At 37.6% G+C, this 20,119-nt stretch carries 17 protein-coding genes; 2 read left to right on the top strand and 15 right to left on the bottom strand.

Annotated features, from left to right (window positions below; all coding sequences use genetic code 11):
- Nucleotides 1–87: 87 nt before the first annotated feature.
- Nucleotides 88–711: a GTP cyclohydrolase I FolE gene (gene folE / locus AC4MRQ_RS00535; RefSeq protein WP_491195674.1), complete on the top strand. Its 624-nt coding sequence runs from the start codon at nucleotides 88–90 to the stop codon at nucleotides 709–711.
- A gap of 72 nt (nucleotides 712–783) precedes the next feature.
- Here folE and AC4MRQ_RS00530 read toward each other — a convergent pair whose 3' ends face one another.
- Nucleotides 784–1,338: an outer membrane beta-barrel protein gene (locus AC4MRQ_RS00530; protein ID WP_491195673.1), complete on the bottom strand. Its 555-nt coding sequence runs from the start codon at nucleotides 1,336–1,338 to the stop codon at nucleotides 784–786.
- 146 nt (nucleotides 1,339–1,484) lie between these two features.
- On the opposite strand from AC4MRQ_RS00530, the gene AC4MRQ_RS00525 reads away from it, so the two are divergent.
- Complete coding sequence (locus tag AC4MRQ_RS00525) at nucleotides 1,485–2,015, top strand: hypothetical protein (RefSeq protein WP_491195672.1); 531 nt, start codon at nucleotides 1,485–1,487, stop codon at nucleotides 2,013–2,015.
- Between the two features lie 90 nt (nucleotides 2,016–2,105).
- Here the strand turns inward: AC4MRQ_RS00525 and AC4MRQ_RS00520 are convergent, their stop codons facing one another.
- From AC4MRQ_RS00520 to AC4MRQ_RS00455, 14 genes are all read right to left on the bottom strand, one after another.
- Nucleotides 2,106–3,461, bottom strand: coding sequence for a TlpA family protein disulfide reductase (locus tag AC4MRQ_RS00520; protein ID WP_491195671.1), 1,356 nt, complete (start codon nucleotides 3,459–3,461; stop codon nucleotides 2,106–2,108).
- Nucleotides 3,462–3,526: 65 nt separating this feature from the next.
- Nucleotides 3,527–4,432, bottom strand: a complete 906-nt coding sequence (locus tag AC4MRQ_RS00515; RefSeq protein WP_491195670.1) for a S1 family peptidase — start codon at nucleotides 4,430–4,432, stop codon at nucleotides 3,527–3,529.
- Nucleotides 4,433–4,562: 130 nt separating this feature from the next.
- Nucleotides 4,563–5,963 carry a TlpA family protein disulfide reductase gene (locus AC4MRQ_RS00510; protein WP_491195669.1) on the bottom strand — a complete coding sequence of 467 codons (1,401 nt, stop codon included), beginning with the start codon at nucleotides 5,961–5,963 and terminating at the stop codon, nucleotides 4,563–4,565.
- 146 nt (nucleotides 5,964–6,109) lie between these two features.
- Nucleotides 6,110–7,501, bottom strand: coding sequence for a TlpA family protein disulfide reductase (locus AC4MRQ_RS00505; protein ID WP_491195668.1), 1,392 nt, complete (start codon nucleotides 7,499–7,501; stop codon nucleotides 6,110–6,112).
- Between the two features lie 86 nt (nucleotides 7,502–7,587).
- On the bottom strand, nucleotides 7,588–9,018 hold the full coding sequence (locus AC4MRQ_RS00500; RefSeq protein ID WP_491195667.1) for a PKD-like family lipoprotein: 1,431 nt from the start codon (nucleotides 9,016–9,018) through the stop codon (nucleotides 7,588–7,590).
- A gap of 11 nt (nucleotides 9,019–9,029) precedes the next feature.
- The gene (locus AC4MRQ_RS00495; RefSeq protein WP_491195666.1) at nucleotides 9,030–9,788 is read right to left on the bottom strand and encodes a DUF4843 domain-containing protein; all 759 of its coding nucleotides are present in this window, start codon (nucleotides 9,786–9,788) and stop codon (nucleotides 9,030–9,032) included.
- Nucleotides 9,789–9,795: 7 nt separating this feature from the next.
- Nucleotides 9,796–11,253 (bottom strand): RagB/SusD family nutrient uptake outer membrane protein, encoded by a 1,458-nt coding sequence (locus AC4MRQ_RS00490; protein WP_491195665.1) that lies wholly within the window; start codon nucleotides 11,251–11,253, stop codon nucleotides 9,796–9,798.
- A gap of 12 nt (nucleotides 11,254–11,265) precedes the next feature.
- Nucleotides 11,266–14,532 (bottom strand): SusC/RagA family TonB-linked outer membrane protein, encoded by a 3,267-nt coding sequence (locus AC4MRQ_RS00485; RefSeq protein WP_491195664.1) that lies wholly within the window; start codon nucleotides 14,530–14,532, stop codon nucleotides 11,266–11,268.
- Between the two features lie 149 nt (nucleotides 14,533–14,681).
- Nucleotides 14,682–15,839, bottom strand: coding sequence for a FecR family protein (locus AC4MRQ_RS00480; RefSeq protein ID WP_491195663.1), 1,158 nt, complete (start codon nucleotides 15,837–15,839; stop codon nucleotides 14,682–14,684).
- Between the two features lie 74 nt (nucleotides 15,840–15,913).
- Nucleotides 15,914–16,414 carry an RNA polymerase sigma-70 factor gene (locus AC4MRQ_RS00475; RefSeq protein WP_491195662.1) on the bottom strand — a complete coding sequence of 167 codons (501 nt, stop codon included), beginning with the start codon at nucleotides 16,412–16,414 and terminating at the stop codon, nucleotides 15,914–15,916.
- Between the two features lie 239 nt (nucleotides 16,415–16,653).
- Nucleotides 16,654–18,300 (bottom strand): chaperonin GroEL, encoded by a 1,647-nt coding sequence (gene groL, locus AC4MRQ_RS00470; RefSeq protein ID WP_491195661.1) that lies wholly within the window; start codon nucleotides 18,298–18,300, stop codon nucleotides 16,654–16,656.
- Nucleotides 18,301–18,332: 32 nt separating this feature from the next.
- A complete protein-coding gene (locus AC4MRQ_RS00465; RefSeq protein ID WP_491195660.1) occupies nucleotides 18,333–18,611 on the bottom strand; it encodes a co-chaperone GroES in 279 nt (92 codons plus the stop codon).
- A gap of 207 nt (nucleotides 18,612–18,818) precedes the next feature.
- Nucleotides 18,819–19,181, bottom strand: coding sequence for a preprotein translocase subunit SecG (secG, locus tag AC4MRQ_RS00460; RefSeq protein ID WP_491195659.1), 363 nt, complete (start codon nucleotides 19,179–19,181; stop codon nucleotides 18,819–18,821).
- 15 nt (nucleotides 19,182–19,196) lie between these two features.
- The gene (locus tag AC4MRQ_RS00455) at nucleotides 19,197–20,117 is read right to left on the bottom strand and encodes a tetratricopeptide repeat protein (RefSeq protein ID WP_491195658.1); all 921 of its coding nucleotides are present in this window, start codon (nucleotides 20,115–20,117) and stop codon (nucleotides 19,197–19,199) included.
- Between the last annotated feature and the right edge of the window lie 2 nt (nucleotides 20,118–20,119).

Genomic DNA, 20,119 nt, shown 5'->3' with positions numbered 1-20,119 from the left:
ATAAAATCAGATAAATATCAGTTAATATTAAAAAGAAATTAGGCACTTTTGCACTTTGTAAAGGCTTGTTCTATCAAAAACAAAACAATGGAATTTACTTTAAACGGAAAGGAAGGATATTCTAAGGTAGAATCGTACGACGATGAAACAACCAGCAACCTTTCTGATCACTATCATAAAATATTAGGGGAATTGGGCGAAGATCCTTCTCGTGAAGGTTTGGAAAAAACACCTCTGCGAGTGGCAAAGGCCATGCAGTTTCTAACGCAGGGCTACCATATGGATCCTGAGGAGATTATCAAATCGGCAATGTTTCAGGAGGATTATCAGCAAATGGTTGTTGTGAAAGATATTGAGCTTTATTCAATGTGTGAGCATCATATGTTACCTTTCTTTGGTAAAGCACATGTAGCTTATATACCCCGACATCACATTACAGGATTAAGCAAGCTGGCCCGCGTTGTAGAAGCATTTGCCCGCCGTTTACAAGTTCAGGAGCGCTTAACAACACAAATTAAAGAGTGTATCCAGAATACGCTTAACCCATTGGGAGTTGCTGTGGTTATTGAGGCTCAGCACATGTGTATGCAGATGCGCGGTGTGCAAAAACAACATTCGGTAACGACAACATCTGATTTTACAGGAGCATTCCAAAAGAATCAGGCGACACGTGAAGAATTCATGAATATAATCAGCGCAAGGCTGCATTAAAAAATAAATCTATAGAAATAAGAAACCCGTCCTGCTAGTTCAAGACGGGTTTTTGTTTTGATTCAAGTTGGTTTAGAAAAATAAAACGGCACCAACCTGAAGGTATTCTGATTTGAGGTTATTATCCGTTTGTTCCACTAGCCCCCAATTATATTTAGCTTCAACACCTAACATCAGGAATTTGAATCCAATACCCAAATGAGCACCTGCATCGATGGTTGAAAAGTCACCTACGTCGGCACCCGCTTCAGCGAAATCAGATGAACCCCCTAACTTAATTGCTCCATTTAACCCACCAAGTGCATAAACCGGTCCCAATTTAAGTCGCAAAGAAAGTGGAATACTTAAGTAATGCAACTTAAGTTCGGCATCGCTGTTTTTACCACCTACCTGGAAATATTCAATTCCTGAATTCCACTTTAATAAAGGAACAATGTTATTGCTTTTAAAAAATCCGATATAAAAGTTATTGTAAGGATCATCAAAAGCTTTATCACCATCAATACGAAAGAAACTGTTTTGATACCCGGCTCTTATACCTCTCCCATCGGGTCCCTCATCGGCCTTCAGTTGGGGCGAAACATGTAGCATAGCAACTGCCACAAAAATAAAAAGTGCTTTTTTCATAGTTACTGTATTAAGTTGATTATTAGTATAGGCTAAAATAACTAAACGCATTTGAAAAGTAAAGCAGGTCTCTATATCAACGAAAATTCTATTCAATAAACAATCTTAGTAACTTAGTGTTATTATTTTTATCTAAAACTTAGATTATGAGGTATATATTAATAGCTTTTGTCTTAATAGTTTACGCATGTCAGAGTCCTGAGTCAAATGAGCATATTGATCGTGACTCTTTTTCTTTTACTATTGAAACCACGTTACCGGGTAAATCTGTCAATGTGTACGATCACTTAACGGGAGATATCAGTTCGTGGTGGGATCATACCTTTTCGGGTAATCCACATCAATTATATATTGAAGCAAAACCGGGTGGTGGCTTTTTCGAAATATTTGATGAATCGGGCGATGGAGTACGCCATGCTGTAATAACCGGTGCCCAAAGGGGAAAACTCTTGCGAATGGAAGGCCCATTAGGATTAGCTGGTCATGCACTTACTTTGGTGACCACTTATAACCTTACGGAAGCTAATGATTCAACGACATTGAAGGTAGCAGTACATGGTGCAGGGGAGTTTAAGGAAGATTGGCCAAATGTGATCGAAAATGTATGGAATCATTTTATTATTGAGCAGTTTAAACCCTATTGGGAAGAGAAGTATGATTCTGCGTCTTCAGACTAAAATCTGAATTATCGAATCTAAATCAAAAAACGCCCGAATAGCCTAATTACTTTTCGGGCATTTTATCCACAGACTCAATTCCTTTTTAACCTAAAGCAGTTCCTCCAGCATTTTCTTCAATTTAGGATCGGAAGGCCGGCGGGCAAAGGCATCGTAAATTTTCCCTTCCTTATCGATAACAATATAACGGGGTACACCACGCAGCATATAGTCTTTTGCTACTGATGCTTTAAAGCCATTTGGTTCATTCAACTGGAGACCGGTCAACCGATGCTCGGTAATATAATCCTTCCATTTCTCAATATCCTGTTTACGATCAAGCGACAGTGTGATACATTGCGAGTTGTCGCTATGCAACTCGTTCTCCAGCTTTTTGAGGTAAGGCATTTCTGTTTTGCATGGTGCACAGCCCAAAAACCACATATCCAACAATACAACCTTTCCTCTAAAATTACTTAATCGGTACATATCGCCATAAGGATCAACAGCTTCGAAATCAGGTGCCATTTGCCCTTTAGCAAGGCTGGCATACTTTTCCTTTAAGGGGTTAAACTGGTCCATAATATGGTGATACCTTCTCGTTGCATCTTCAGATTTTATTACCTGAAAAGCATTGCTGGCTATCTGATCAATATTATCCCGGTAATCGTGCTGAAGCAAAAAATCCAATCCGGCCAGGACATACTCTTCTTTTAATTTTTGATTATTTATTCGATTGGTATGGACCAGTAAGAAATTATCAACATTCGCATCAATCAATCCCTCTTTCTCCATTTGAAGGAAAATATCAAACATCGGTTTGTACCATCCTGGAATATCAACTACAGCCTCTGAATCAAATGACATCTCTTCCAAAAAACTGTAATAATTATCACATAAATCAAACTGCTCCGATCCAAACATGGCCATCATGGCTGGTGAATTAACCAAAGAATAATAATGGGTCAGTTTTAACCGTTGTTCCTCTCTTGATTTAAATAGTTTGGACACATCAGCCTTATCAAGCAAGCAAAGCCGTTCCTGTAATCTTTCTTTTTTAATATCTAATGATTCTCTCGAATAAGGCACCACATTTCTTGCTGATTTCTGTATTGATTGATTCAGATATTCAACCTCATTTGCTAAATCACCTTCAAATGTTAGCTGGTCATCCTGATAACGAACTTTTAATTGCTTCCCTTCTTCAATGTAAATTGCTGTATAAGTCTTTTGGTCAGTACTGATATACATGTACCTGGACGCATGTTTCTGAAAATCCATTGTAACATTCTCAGATGTACATACTTCATTTTGAGGTTTCATACGACCAATCGTATTAGTAAAAAGCAGTAACTTTTCCTTGGCCGGTTGTTCAAAAATAAATTGGATGGATGCGCTGTTCGTACCATGTATGTAATATGGCATTGCCAACGTGATAATTATAAGAAATAATAGAGTTCTGATCATTATATCGGTTTATTATGAGTGAAACTGCTCGGTGTTAAGCAATATTTAGAAATACAGTTATGGCGCTATTCAATCAAGGCTTTCAATCGACTCACTGGAATGATCTCCTTAATCGTACTTTGATAAATCGTTCCTTCCTGGTCGTAGTAGATATTTTGTGTACCGGCAACTATACCTACTACATTACCACAATTATCCATAACAGGAGCCCCACTTGAGCCTTTAGCAAACTCTGCAGAAATTGACTGACGAATTTTAGCTGTCCCCGGCTTCATATATTTCCGATCGATATAACCTTGTGTATAAGTATAAAACCGATGGTCAGGATGACTAATTAAATGAACTGACTCTCCTGTTCCCTGTTCATGACCAATACTTAACGCCGCCATCTGTGTACCTTTGGTATCAATTTTAAAAATGGCCAAATCATCGTGTTTACTGGCAGCTAAGACCTCAAGCACCGGGTATATATTCTTATCACTGTCCATTACAAAAAAAGTAATGTAATCATTGGGTTTTGATGGATCGTAAGATTTAAATACATGGTAGTTGGTCGCACAAATACCATCTTCAGATATAATGAATGCAGATGCTGCACTAATATGATCTTCGGGACAATGACCACATTTATACATCTTGCCCATCATCAGTACACCTTTTCTAAATTGCTTGTAAAATTCTATGCCTTTATAGGGAGTATCTGTGACTGGTAGAATTTGAGCCTCACACTTTTTGCCTGTTAATTGCGTTTTATAGGTGTCAGCGTCAATACCACCATGCTTTTTATAATAAGCAGAGGCTTTTTGCTCAAATTCTTTTAATAGCTCAGCATCATTGATTGGCTCTTCAACTTCTGTATTCATTTTAATAACAGAATTCAAAGCTGGCTTCTGCCCGTTTTTTTGACAACTTATAAATACAGACAATAGTCCAATGGCAATTATTTTAGTTAATCGTTTATTGTATTTCATTTGCGCTCTTATTGGGGGCTTTTAATTGTGCTCGAAAATTCTTTATGAATAGCTACTGATTGTCGATGGAGCAAGCATATTACTCCATTTTATACCGAAGCAATATGCTTGTTGCATAGTTAATCTGAGCCTACAACATCTTTTTCAACCAGGCTTCAGTTTCTTTATCCGATGGTCGGGGCGCATCAATAGTAACGATCTTACCTTCTTTATCAAACAGCATAAAACGCGGAATAGCATTGATACCATAAGCTTTAGCAACATCTGAATCAAAAGCTTTATCTGCCATTAGTTGCACACCCTCCAAATGCTCTGTTTTTACAAAATCAATCCATTTCTGCTGATCCTTCATTTTATCAACTGAGATACTTAAGAAGGTAACTGGTTGACCGTGAAATTTCTTTTCCAACTCTTTTAGTGCAGGAATTTGTGCCTTACAAGGTCCGCACCAGGTGGCCCAAACATCAACATATACCAGATTACCCTTATAGTCTGACAGTTTGTGTTCATTACCATTTATATCTTTGCCGGCAAAGTCAAAAGCCTCGGCTCCCTTTTCAAATTTACGGATGGTCATTTCAAACTCATTCACCTTATTTTTAAGATAATCGTTGGATAAATATGGCACAATCATTTCCTTATAAGCCAGGTAAGAATCGTCGTAAGATTTAAACTTATCGATGTTATTCAGTCCATAATAGCCTTTTAAAGTTGGTTCAGGTATTAGTTCAATAGCAGCCCTATCCCACTCCGAACGTTTTGGTTTATCAGGAGATGAAAGCAGAGCAAACATTGTATACAGGCGTGTATAACTATACCCCATCGGTAACTCCAACAAGCGCACTGAAGCGGGTGCACCTTCGCTTTGAATATAGTCGTAATATTCAGGGTAGTCTTTACGCTCAGGATGTTTGCCACGAGGTGTATAAATAAAGTTTAATGCTGCCAGGTTTAAATCTGTCTCTACCAGCAAGTTTATTAACTCATCAAAGTTTTTATCATCTGTGTTAATTTTCGACTTAAAGGTTTGAGTTTTCTCAACAAAATCAGGTAGTAATGGAAAGAAATTGGTATAGTCCAAAATATTATAACTAAAGCCATGTGAATAGGTGAACACTGTATCTATTTGCATGTTCCATTCCGATAACAGATCATTCTTAGCACTATTACTTGTTAATAACTCGTAGGTCCCATCACTGATTTTAATATCCAATTCGGCCCCATTTTCAAGGTACATGCGCTTTAAGTTATGGTCTTTCTTTACAACACGCAGGGCCTTATCCCAAACTACGTTGATAACATACAAACCAGGTTCATCAACAGAATAAACAAATCCAAAACGCCCGTCGTTACCTAATTGTGTAACGGCAACTTTATTGGTTTCCCCATGCTCCACCTTACACAAATGGATTTCTTTTCCTTGATTATCGCCAATATATTGACCTTTTATAATTGCAAATTGTGTATTGGTTTTCGTGGCACACGATGTTAAAATTAAGGCTAACAAAGCCACAGCTGTTATGAGTTTCATACAGTTAGTTTTAAGAAATTTAGTAATTAGAATTGTTCCAGTAATTGACACTCATGAAAGGACGTCAGGTATAATTGACATAAAATAAATACTCAATAGAGTCATTAACCTGTGTTCAATTTATTCGTTACGATTAAGGTCGTTAATCAGAAGTTATGATTTAATAATGTTTCAAGATTATTATCTGAAGGACGCGGAGCATCTGTCGTAATAATATTGCCATCGGTATCAAATAACATAAAACGAGGAATCCCCGTTATTTTATAAGCTCTAGCTACTTTTGAGTTAAAAGCATCATCAGCAATTAACTGCACCCCTTTTAATTCCTTGTCCTCAACAAATGCTTGCCACTTTGAGCGATCTTTAGATTTATCTACAGATATACTTAAGAATATGATTGGCTTGTCATGGTACTTCTCCTCCAAGGCTTTTAGTGCAGGAATTTCAGCTTTACAGGGGCCACACCAAGTCGCCCAAACATCAACATAAACCAATTTTCCTTTATAATCGGATAACTTGTGTACTTTACCATTAACATCTATTCCTGTAAAGTCAATTGCTGGTGTTCCTTTTTCAAATTCCCGAATTGTTTTTTCAAAAGCAGCTACTTTCTCCTTTAAATAGTTATTGAGAAGATAAGGCGCTATCTCTTTTTTATACACCATATAACTATCATCATAAGATCGATACCTGTGTAGACCTTCTATCAGGTAATATCCTTTTAATAAATCACTTTCGATCTTAGATAATGCTAATTCCTTAAGTTCATCAGCATCAGCTTTTCGATCGCCAATTTCTGTTAATGCAGCATGTAAAGTATATAATCTTATATATTCAGAGCCCATTGGCAATTCTAATAAACGTTCACTTTTAGGTGCCTGCTCGTTAACAATGTATTGATAATAATCTGGATACAAATCACGAGTTGGATGTATACTGTGCATCGAATAAATAAAGTACAAAGCAGACACGTTCAAATCCGTATCAACCAATAAATTCATCAACTCGTTAAAGTCTGCATCATTTGTCCGTATTTCTTTCTTAAATTTATTTACAGTTTCGACAAACTCTGGTAACAAAGGAAAATAGGTTTTGTAGTCTATATGGGTATTGTAACCAGCAGAATAAATAGTATCAACAACATTATTCCATTTACTTAGTACGTTATTTCTCTCATCAACAGGTTTTAAAAGTTCGTACGCATCATCTTCTAATTTAATGCTTATTTCATCACCTTTTTCAAGGTAGAAACGTTTTAAGCCACGCTCACCACGAACTTCATTTTTATGTTTATCACTTAACACCTTAACAACAAATAGTTCTGGTCTTTCAATAGCCACTTTAAACTCAAATTGTCCTTTATCGTCAAGCCTAACAACTTCTACTTGTTGTGGCTTGCCATGTTCGACACGACACAATTGAATTATTTTGCCTTTTATATCACCTTCATAAATTCCACCTATTTGGGTATTTATATCCTTTGCCCCAACAGAAACTAAAATAAAGGCAGTGCAAATTACTACTAATATGGTTTTCATACTATTACGCAGTTTATTAATAAAAATCGTTGATTAGAAAATAAAGAATCAGAAAAGCTCTCCTGATTCTTTATTTAAATTTGTATTTAGTAATTCTCAAAGAAGTCAACCACCTTTCCAAACTTATTATCATAAGCTTCGTGCACATCCAGCACTTCTCCATCCAGGTCAATATTCATGATGTAAACACTACCTGAATCAGCATCATCTGAACCATCACCAAAGCCTACAAATAACTTTTTGTCGTCAGCAGAAACCTCTATGTGATTAATAATTGCCTCGCCATCTAATTCATAGGTGTAAAGCACCTTATTGGCAACAACATCATAGGTATAGATCTTATTGGCATATGCATACAATAATACCTGCTTGCTATTAAGGAAATCAAAAATGGTGGCATTCTCCAAATCTGCACCATCCATCTCTTTCTTGAAAGCAGCTTCCTTGTTCAGTAAGCCTAATAAGTACTTCTGATTGCTTGACTCATCTTCAAATACGCCCATGGCATAATCAGTTACCCGCTTTCCATAAACAGCACTCAGACCTGTGTTAGTACGGTCAAAAGGCAGTTCTTCATCGTCAACTGGCGGATACTGCGTTACTCTGGAACCCCAACTATCTATTTCACAAAAACCAGTTGTAGTAGGGTTAAATAATACAAACCCACCATAAGGAATAACAGAATTAAAAGCCGGACTAACATTCTCAAAAGAATAAATAAACGAGCATTCATCACCAAACAAACCAGGTTGAAAGGTGGTAAAGAGTTTGTTATCGTCAGCAAAAACACCTGTTGCAAATGATTCCGGATGTCCTAAAACACCTTTTATATTTGCAGGTGCTTCAATTTGTTGAAATGCATCAGTCACATCAATGGTCTTCTCCAGCTTTGCTCCTGTTGCATAACTACCAAGGGTTTCATCATTACAATATAAGGCTATACGAAACGGCTTGCCTCTGCGCATAAACTCATTAATACCAATGATATTAACGGGATTAGCCCCAGCTACCTGGTTATCATTTTGAAGTTTAAAGGCCTCTAAATCACTCAAGCCTTCTTCTGTACCTCTCAAAATAGATATTTGCGCATTACCATCCCTGCTGCTCAATACCTGTAAGCCATCTGGAAATCCTTTAACATTCAAAACTGAACGGTAATCATAATAGATACCCGTTGAAGTGTCAGTAGCTCTAAATACCAACTCGTAATCTTTTGGATCCAGTTTTAAAGAATCCAGATCCAGATCTTTTGAAAAGCTAAGTGTATCAGCACTGTAAAGCTGCGAACCTTTGTTGTAGGCGTACCATAAATAGGCCAGTACGCTTTCATCCTCAACCAGTGTCTGCTCCACTGTTGGTGATATTGTAAAAGGAGCTTCACTTAATACGGTATACTCATCATTAATTCCACTTATTTGAACCTCATTTAAAGGCGTATAGTCATAGGTTCCTTTATCTTCTGTACAAGCATAAGCCACCAGAAGTAATACTGCTATATATTGAAATAGTTTTTTCATCTTGCTTAATTTTACCATGGTTCAACACGATCTCCATTTTCATCGTAAACTTCATTGGCTTCAAGGTACTCGTTCATCGGTGCTCGCCAGGTTCTGACTTCATAATAGCCCCCAACAGCATAGTATTCGCTAACCGTATTAGGTACTGTTTTACCACCATTGGTCATGAGTACAACGCGGTGTTTAGCTTTAGAATAAGGTCCTAGATGCGTATATAAGTACCTATCCCATATTTCAGGCTTTGTTACATCGTTATAAATTTGGATGCGCACATGCGTTCTACCTTCGAGTCCCAGAATAAAATCATCATTTTCAGCCAGATCGAGATACAAGGTAAGCGGATCAGCACCTAATGTTTCATGATTGTATAATATAACCGGGAAAGAGGTAGACACTGTATCAGCCTCCAAGGGGTATTGAGCATCAAGTGTCTCGTAATGAACAGATTCTTCAACTGTTGATCCGCCCTGATTAACTGCCAGATCAAAATACCGTTCTTGTGCTGACATCTGCCCCAGAATATTAACCTGCAACCAAACTGTATCCTTTTCTAAATAATCCGGATGTCCAACCGGTATACCACCAAATGAATACACCAAACTATCTCCCTCATAATTTAACCAATCATCCCAGGTCGTGTATGAACGACTAAAATCCGTTTCCCGCAGCTGAAAATAAACAGCATCCGGCTCATTAAAGTTCGTTAATTCTGATTCCTCACAACCAGTGAAAATCAGTATTCCTATTAAAAGATATATGTAATTTCTCATATCAGATCTAATTAATTAATCCACGTTCTATTTCAGTATCCGGAATCGGAAGAACAAACTGTTCCTGATCCTCCATATCGACATTCACCAATTGATTTAGGCGTTTGAAGTAATAAAACATCTGACCTTCACCCAGTAGCTCTTTACGATATTCGGCTTCAATCTCAGCCTGAAGGGTAGCTCCTGGTGCCATCGTCTTCAAACCTCTCATGCGTCTTAAGCTCATTAAATGCTCCCAACTATTCATACATTCAGCGATGATCAGATACATTTCAGAAACCTTTAAAAGTGGCACTCTTTTAACATTGTAGATGCCAAAATCGTATTTCGCCAGATAGTAGCTTAAGCCATCCGTATTGATCGTAAAAAGCTTGTTTAAGCGTACATCGGCAACACCTCCATACTTCTCTGTTTCGTAATATTCGTTTCTACGAGATTCATCTATTTCCAACTCATTATAACTACTTGAAGTTTCAGCGAATTTGAAGTATGTCTCATTAACCGATTCAGTCATATCCCGTTTATAAAGTGAAAACAAATATTCCTGTGCCAAATAAGTCATGGCAATCTGACTATTGGACTGTTCCGAGATTGTTTGTGAATCGTTAAGAGCAAATTTCTCGCAGTTAATAACATCATTGGCATATTTATAGGCTTCTGTTTTATCTTCCTCACCTCCACGATAAAGATAAACCCTTGCTAATGTACCAAGCACGGCATAATAATTCATTCGCTCCTTACGAAACATTAAAAAGCTGGATTCACTAATACTTTCATCAATAGAAGTATATCCGGTCCTCGATTCCTCATACGTTTCAAAAGCGGGACCAATCGGATCGTAATCTTTTAAGTAAGTTTCTGCATTCAATAAGTCTTCAATGACCCGATCCAACACTTCACCAACATTTAACTGTGGAAACGGAGAAGTTGAAACAGCATCCACATACGGAATGGCTAGTGCTTCAAGGCCATTGATTGGGGCAGCTGCAAAATTACGCAGTAAGTCAAAGTGAATATAGGCACGTAATGCTAATGCTTCACCTTTAATTATTTCATAGATACCCTCATTAAAAATAGCCTGTTGCTCATCAATATGCTCCAGCAGGTTATTAATATTGGCAATGGTTGAATAATTAACCGACCATAAACTATTGATTCTTGATACGTTGGTTGAGCTTTCATAATTATACCAGGAAGCCTCGTAATAGTTATGATTATTTTCTCTGACGCTTGTATAAGCTCCACTCAGGACTTCAATAAATGCCAATGTTCCTTCAGCTCCATAAGTACTATTGCCTCCCATTTGGGTATAAATCCCTATTAAAGCGCGTTTAAAACCACCTTCACTATCGAATAAATCATCTGTCTTAACCTGCGTCTTTGGTTGAACATCAAACCAGTCTTCACAAGATGTAAGACCAGCAGTGAAGACCAAAACGATTATATAAATTATATATTTCTTCATTTTTTCTTTCTTTTAGAATCGTGCCTGTATACCAAGTGAAAAACTTCGGGCAAATGGATAATTAATACCTCGCTCTGCTTTAACCGTAGAAGCCCTGAAAATATCATTCATATAAAACAACATTTTTAAGCGTTTCATACCAACCTTTTCTGCCACCGTCTTATTGAATTCATAAGATGCATTGATCGTTGCAAACTCCAGGAAACTATAATCCTGAATAAAACGTGAGGTTGGTTTCGTATAACTATCATCCTTTATATCCTTATAAAAGGTCATATCGCCTGGCTTCTCCCATCGGGCTTCCAATACCCTTCGGTCTGTATTATATGCCGGATCAGCATTTTCTACCCGATCAACAAGGGTCTGGTTGTAGTGCTGACCACCCACACGGTATCTGAAAACGACGTTTACTAAAAGACCTTTATAACTGACATTCGTACCAAAATTACCGAACAGATCAGGGCTGCTGTCTCCGCAAACCATCATATTATCGGCATCCCAAACAAGGGTTGTCCCACCATCTTTGGTAACAAAGATTTCTTTGCCTGTTGCCGGATCGATACCCAGGGATTTATTCGCCCAGATGGCATTCATTGATTGTCCTTCAACATAACGAACCCTGGGTCGTGTACCTGCTTCACTTTCTTCATCCTGTCGGGCATTAAACTCTTCAAGCGAATCGGACAGTTTTAACAAGGTATTCTCGTTATGAACAGCATTTCCGTACACCGACAAGTTTAAACCACCTTTATTGCGAATAATATCATAGCGTAATGCCAGTTCATAACCTTCATTACGAGCCTCTCCCAGGTTTTCTTTGTATTGTGAAAAACCAAGTGAAGGCGCCAAGTCAATATCTACCAATAGGTTTTTTGAAATATCATTATAGTAGTTAAGTGTTCCAGACAAACGGCTATTGAACATGACCAGGTCAAGCCCTAGGTTGCGTTTAAGTGTTTGCTGCCACGACAGATTTTCGTTACCCATAGCCATTAATGTGGCTCCTGCTTCAAATCGATGAATCAAATCGGTACGATAATTATACATCATCATTGCCTGGTAAGGATTAAAATCAACACTACCTGTTGAACCATAAGATCCTCTTAGTTTAAGTTCATTGATTAATTCCGAATCTTTAAACAGATTCTCATTATGCAAATTCCAACCAGTACCTACCGCCCAGAAAGGTGCCCAGCGCTTTTCCGCACCAAAGGCTGATGAGCCGTCCATACGATATGACAGATCCATTAGGAAACGGTTATCATAGCTATAGTTAATGTTTCCTGATATTCCGACTAACCTTGACGTAAACTCGCTACCACCTGGCGATCCATCTTCTTGGTACTGAATAGCAAAGTCAATATTATCCATGTCCTCATTCGGAAAACCCTGTGCCAAAACTGTCATGTTTTCAACATGCTCTTCACTGGCATTAAATATTCCGTTGGCATTGATAACATGTTTATTAATCTGTTTGAAATAGTTTAGAACAATATTGAACTCCCACCGGGTTACTTCACCTCTTTCTGTATAGTATTCTCCTTTTTTATTAACATCTGATTGGTTGGCATAATTGGTATGTATACCCGGCTTAAAATTATCCACCGAATTGATTCTCTTATTGATTGACAACGCCCCCTTTAACCTGAAGTCATTTGTCATTCGCCAATCAATGTCAAAATTATTGATCAGGTCATCATATTTATTTTCATCAATCGTATTAAGCGTGCTATTAAATAAAGGATTATACACATTGCTATACCCAATTCTTTCAAGTACATACTCATACTCGCCAATATCGTTTTTGTACCTGTAGTATGGATTTAATCGGGCATAAGTACTAAAGCTTCCATAGGGTGAATTAACAGCTTTTACATTGTCATAGGTTAGCTTATTTCTTAAAATCAAATTTTTATAAGTATACTGAAGCTTTAAACCAATCCCCATTCGGTCACGACCAGATTCTTTCATAATACCATTCTGGTCATTATAATTGAGGTCGATACCATAGCGGATTTCATCGTTACCACCTTCAAGCAATAAGGAATGTTTATGGCTTACAGAAGTCGTTTCAACAGGTTTATTCAACCAGTAAGTATTATACCCCTGTGTTACCAATTTTAGTTTTTCATTATAACGCTCCTGGGCATCTTCAAAATGCGTAACCATACCAGCAGCTTCATATAAGCCAGCTGCCACTTCCAGGTCTAATTTCTCTGTTGCATTAAGCAGGTCGTAATCGGATAAATCAGCGCCTGAGAAGGTAAAATCACCTTTGTAACTAACTGCCATCTTGCCTCCCTCTGGAGCCAGTGTTTCGATAACCACCACGCCATTAGCTGCACGAGAACCATAAATAGCAGTTGCTGCAGCATCCTTAAGAATTGTTACTGAACGAACTCTGTATGGATCAAGGTCATAAATCTTCTCAACAGTCACTTCAAAACCATCAAGGATGAAAGTCGGCATATTGGGTTTACCTTCATACTCATCGCGCATATCCACACTAGCAGAACCTCTAATTTGGAAATCAGGCATCGCATTTGGGTTAGAACCTTCCAGGGTGTTTTCCAACTGCATAAAAGAAGGATCAACCAATTGAATTGATTGAAGAATATTCTGGTTACTGGCCTGAATTAACTTATCGGCTGAAATGGTAACCGCGGAACCTGTAAAACTCTCCTTTGTCTGGTTAAAATAACCTGTTACAACCACATCACCAATCTCGCTCACTTCGGTCTGAAGCTGCACATTAAGTTCTGCTTGTCCTTCAAGTGCGATGGTTTGTTTTTCAAAACCAATAAAGGTAAAAGACAAATTGACATTTGCTTCAGGTACATGTAACTCATAATAACCATCTGCATCGGTGATGGTACCATTGTTGTATTCCACTATAACAATGTTAACACCGGGTATAGGCAGGCCTTTATCATCTGTTACTCTACCTTTTACAATCATATCGTCCTGCTGAAGGTATTTATTATCGGGCTTAATAATGATCACTTCATCTATCACTTGCCAAGTTAATCCTGAGTTTCTTAGACAGAGACTTAGAACAGATTCTATGGACTCATTATCAACCGTCAACGATACATCCTCAACCTGTGATATATCCTCTTCATTAAAGATAAATGTAAACTCACTCTGTGACTTGATGGCCTTAAAAACTTCTTTCACAGAAGCATTCCAAAGGTCAAGCTTCACTTTTGTTTCCTGGCTATATGAATTAGCCGAAATCTGCCAGAGAACAACGAACATCATGATAAGGGTTAGTTTCATAATCCTTAAAATTTTGGGTGTACCTCTCCCGTCCGGGTACAATAATTCCCGATTTTTTTTCATAGATTTGTAATTGAATGATTAAACATTTAGCCTAATTCTTAAGCTTTTAGGCTCAAACAGGAGGTGTTGCACCACTTCCTGTTTTTTTATTTATGTTTTGATACTAAAATATTGGATCCGTTGATCTCAAAGTAGACTTTTTCAGTTATTTGGAGCATCGATAGAATTTCATTTAGGTCACTATAACGCCTTACATCCACACTAAAGTGTAAGTCTTTAATAACTTCTTCCTGATAGTCAACCTCAACACCATACCAGCGACATAAAGACTGCATAATATTTTCCAGAGTTTCACCTTCATATACAAAATAACCTTCTTTCCAGGCAATATGAGGATACACATCAACTGTATTAACATTGATCTGATTAGTAGAATTGTCAGCCTGTAATAACTGACCCGGTTCAATTATTCGTTCCTTGCCATTATTTGACCTCCACAAAATACTTCCTTCAACTAAAACTGTTTGTTGAATATTTTCATCAGGGTATGCTTTAATATTGAACTGTGTTCCCAAAACCTCAATGGCATTGGAAGTGGGTAAAGTAACTAAGAATGGACGCAGCTTATCTTTTTCTACATCAAGAAATACTTCACCTTCGGCATATATTTCTCTTTTATCACCATTAAAGGGATGCATAAAATTCACCTTACTACCTGCATTCATCCATACCTTTGTTCCATCAGATAACACAAACTGAAACTCTGAACGCAAAGGCACCTCTACTGTCATTTGAACAGGGTCAACATTATCACCATACGATAATTGACCGGCCTCTACTTTGGCAATTAGTCCTTTGTTATTCTTAACTTCTGTTGTAACTGAATCTGTCAATTCAATGACATCTTGATCATCGACATGTAATATAGCACCTGATACACCTGGTGTAATAGAATGAGAAAGCTTAGGATTCGTCACAGAAACATCTGTTAATATATATACTGCCAGTCCAATTGATATAAATAATATTGCAACAGCTGCTACTTTCAGTAATGGCAGAAGTAAATTTCTTTTCTTTACTTCCAACTTACTGTTGCCTTCAAACCGATTCCATGCTCTCGAAACATCATATCGATTGTACTCAATTAAGTCGCGAATAAGGCTACTTTCATCTTTTAACCCCTTAAGAAATTCCTGTTTTTTGGAATCATCCTGAACCCATTTCTTTAAAACCGACTCCTCATCATCAGAAGCTTGGCTTCTTAGATGTTTCGTAATTATTTGTGATAGTTTAAACAGATTCATTCGGTGCATTTTTTAGTATGACAACCGTAAAATCAAATTAGGTGAAACGATAATGAAAAAAATTGTTCTTTTTTCTACAATTTTAAAATCAACAATAATCCGAACAAGTGTTTCAACTCATTCTTTAAGATTGAACGTGCCCGTTTTTTATGAGTTTTAACCGAGTTGACCGATATATTTAATCGCTCAGCTATTTCATGTTCTCTTAATTGTGTCAGATAGCTTAATTTGAAAACTTCACGTGCCCGTTCTGGTAAGTTCTCAATATTAGCCATTATTTCACGGTATACTTCAGATTTAATCAATCGCAACGATTCATCATCTTCCCAAGTTTCATAATTTATCTCGTGCTGCTGATACTTTTGAAGGTGATCATTGGTTCTTAGAACGTTTAAACTTTTGTTTCGAACCATTGCATATAAATAGCCCTGAAGTTTAGATTCATGCTCAAGTTTTGGTGGCTTCTCCCAAATTTGCGAGAAAACATCCTGTACTATATCCTCAACATGATTATCATCTTTCAAATACTCCCGGGCAAAAAAGCACAAGCTCCTATAATAATGATGGTACATCATTTTAAAGGAATCAAGATCATGTCTTAATAGAAAGTTTTTTACTGCTTTTATAATTTCCTCACTTTCCAACTCAGAATATGGTATTTTATCCCAAATTATTATTGAGATCAGGTTATGATGCGCCTAAAATAGAAACAATTTTAGGTGAAACAAAATCCTGAATTTCTGATGAGTGAGAATTTACCAACAAAAAAGGGAACCTAAAGGCTCCCTTCTCATATATCTGTTTGTTATGATTCTTACATCATACCAGGCATGCCGCCGCCCATTCCTGGAGCGCCACCCATTGGAGGCATTGCTGGAGCCTCTTCTTTTTCTTCTACCAAAACACACTCAGTAGTTAAGAACATACCAGCAATTGAAGCAGCATTTTCAAGAGCAATACGAGTTACTTTAGCTGGATCGATTACTCCGCTTTCCAATAAGTTTTCGTAACGGTCGAAACGAGCATTGTATCCAAAGTCAGCTTCTCCTTCAGTTACTTTCTGAACTACAACTGCACCTTCTTTACCTGCATTAAGTACAATCTGACGCAATGGCTCTTCAATAGCGCGCTTGATGATTTCAACACCAGTTTGCTCATCCTCTGTCTCACCATTTACATTTGCAAGAGCATCAATAGAACGGATATAAGCTACACCACCACCAGGAACGATACCTTCTTCTACTGCAGCACGTGTTGCACTTAATGCATCATCAACACGGTCTTTCTTCTCTTTCATTTCAACTTCTGAGGCAGCACCTACATAAAGTACGGCCACACCACCTGCAATCTTAGCTAAACGCTCTTGTAATTTCTCACGATCGTAATCAGAAGTTGTATTAGCAATCTGTGATTTAATCTGGTTAGCTCGAGCTTCGATAGCTTCTTTCTCACCAGAACCATTTACAACAGTTGTATTTTCTTTGTCGATGGTTACTTTCTCAGCCTGACCAAGCATTTCGATAGTTGCGCTTTCCAGCTTTAAACCTGTTTCTTCTGAAATTACAGTTCCACCAGTTAATACAGCAATATCCTGCAACATTTCTTTACGACGATCACCAAAACCAGGTGCTTTAACAGCAGCTACTTTTAAACGACCTTGTAAACGGTTAACAACTAATGTTGCCAATGCTTCACCATCTACATCTTCGGCAATAATCATCAATGGACGACCACTCTGAGCTGTTTGCTCAAGTACAGGAAGAAGATCTTTCATTGTTGAAATCTTCTTATCGTGAATTAAAATGAAAGGATTTTCAAGATCAGCTTCCATCTTTTCTGTGTTGGTCACAAAATAAGGTGAAATATAACCACGATCGAACTGCATACCTTCAACAACCTCTACAGTTGTTTCAGTTCCTTTTGCTTCTTCTACAGTAATAACACCTTCTTTGCTTACGCGTTCCATTGCTTCAGCAATCAGCTTACCAATCTCGCTATCATTGTTAGCTGAGATAGTTGCTACCTGCTCAATTTTTTCACTGTGCTCACCAACAACCTGAGCCTGAGATTCGATATTAGCAACAATTGCAGCAACAGCCTTGTCGATACCCTTTTTTAATTCCATTGGGTTAGCACCAGCAGTTACGTTTTTCAAACCAACATTGATAATTGACTGAGCCAATACGGTTGCAGTAGTTGTTCCGTCACCAGCATCATCACCAGTTTTAGAAGCTACTTCCTTCACCATTTGGGCACCCATGTTTGCATATGGATCAGATAACTCAACTTCTTTAGCAACTGAAACACCGTCTTTTGTAATTGATGGTGCACCAAATTTACGATCAATCACCACGTTACGACCTTTTGGTCCTAATGTTACTTTTACAGCATCAGCCAACGCGTCAACACCTTCTTTTAATAAGTCACGCGCTTCAATATTGAATTTTATTTCTTTAGCCATTTTATGTCTATTTTATTATTCAGGATTAATAATTAAAGGATATAAAGAACGTCAGACTGTGAAATCAACAAATAGTCCTCGCCTTCAATTGATAATTCAGTACCTCCGTACTTTCCGTATAATACTACATCACCAACTTTAACTTCCATTGCTTCGTCTTTTTTGGCTTCACCAACTAGTACGACTTCACCTTGCAATGGCTTTTCTTTGGCTGAATCAGGAATGATAATTCCGCTTGCTGTTGTTGTTTCAGCTGCCTGAGGCTTAACCAAGATTTTTCCGGCTAAGATTCTTCCTTTTAATTCTGACATATCTATTACTTTTTTAAGATGTTTTTATTTTAACGATTGCTTTTTTCTCACAAAGTATGCCAAAGCAATTTATGACATATTTTTATAAGATTCACTGACTTTTTTGCAGATAACTGACAAGCTCACGGTGTCACAAAGTCAAAATTGCAGATAAAAAAAGTGTCAGACCAAACAGCCTGACACTTTTTATATTTTCTGAATTATTTATTAATTCCCATCTTCAGCAGGAACTTCATCTGTTGTTGCTGCCTCATCACCTTGAGCAGGTGTTGGGAAAGCAGGAACTTCTTGCTGCTGCGAAGGTAATGTATTAATTTTCTCATCAATTTCAGCACCACCCATTTGTCCCTTAGGAAGTACCATTACTGCTACAAATGAAAGAACCAATAAGGCTATAGCCAATGTCCAGGTAGCTTTTTCAAGGAAATCGGTTGTCTTGCGCACACCCATCACCTGGTTTTGAGATGAGAAGTTTGACGCCAAACCACCACCCTTAGAGTTTTGTACCAAAACAATAAGGATTAAAAGAATACTTACTAAGATTACAAGTATAGAAACAAAAGAATACATATCTCGCTCAATTATTTAATTTGTTAATTTTTCTAAGTCGCTAATTCGACGTGCAAAGTAAACATTTTTTTCGGGATATTTCAAACGCAGCTTTTCATATATCCCTATTGCTTTGTCATAGTGCTTTTGCCTTATATATATATTAGCTAAGGTTTCTGACATTAAATCATCACCATCTTCGATCTCATGCTGCTCAGACACCGGTTTTGGTTCTGTTAATTTTATTTCCGGCTTAAACGAAGGAGCAATTTTAGGTGATTCAATCTGAAGAAAGTTATCTATGATTTGCTGTGATTTTTTCTTAACAGGTTCCTCTTCTGCTTTAACTGGTGCATGGCGTAACATAGTAAGCCAGTCTGAAAAAGAATGACTTTCGTCTACTTTTTCTTCTGGATTTACGCTTTCTTTCAGCTCATAGCCAACAATTTCTGATGATTCGTAGCCAAGAAAATCGGCACTTGGCATCACCATTGAAGCTTTTTCATCAACCGTTTTTTTGTTGGAAAGTACTGAAAAATCTATCTGACTGCCATCATCCGTCTCAAATGTATCGTCTGTTTGAAAGTAATCTGTAATAGAAGAAACTTTGGTCGTAATTCCAACAGTTGGTTTCTTGCGATCTTGTTTTTGATCCTCAGTTCGTTGCTCAGTAACAACTTTTTCCTTCTCAACTTCCTGTTCAGCCTTTTCAACAGGTTGAACATTGTTTTGATGAATTAAATCATAAAGGCGTTTTCGATCGGCAATATAAGCTGCTGATTGTTTCAGTTCGCCATTAAATCGCATATGCTCGATGGCGTGAAGATTTTTAACCAGTAGCATACGCGCCGTCTGAAACCATGGAAATTCTGCCACAATTTCGTTGAGTGCGGGCAATGATTCTTCACTCAACAATTCCGGTTGCGCCACTAAATCAAAAAACTCCGTTTTCTTCATAA

The organism is Carboxylicivirga sp. (assembly GCF_982718395.1).
Note: the sequence above shows the minus strand (reverse complement) of the source record. Positions and strands in the feature narration are given on the sequence as shown.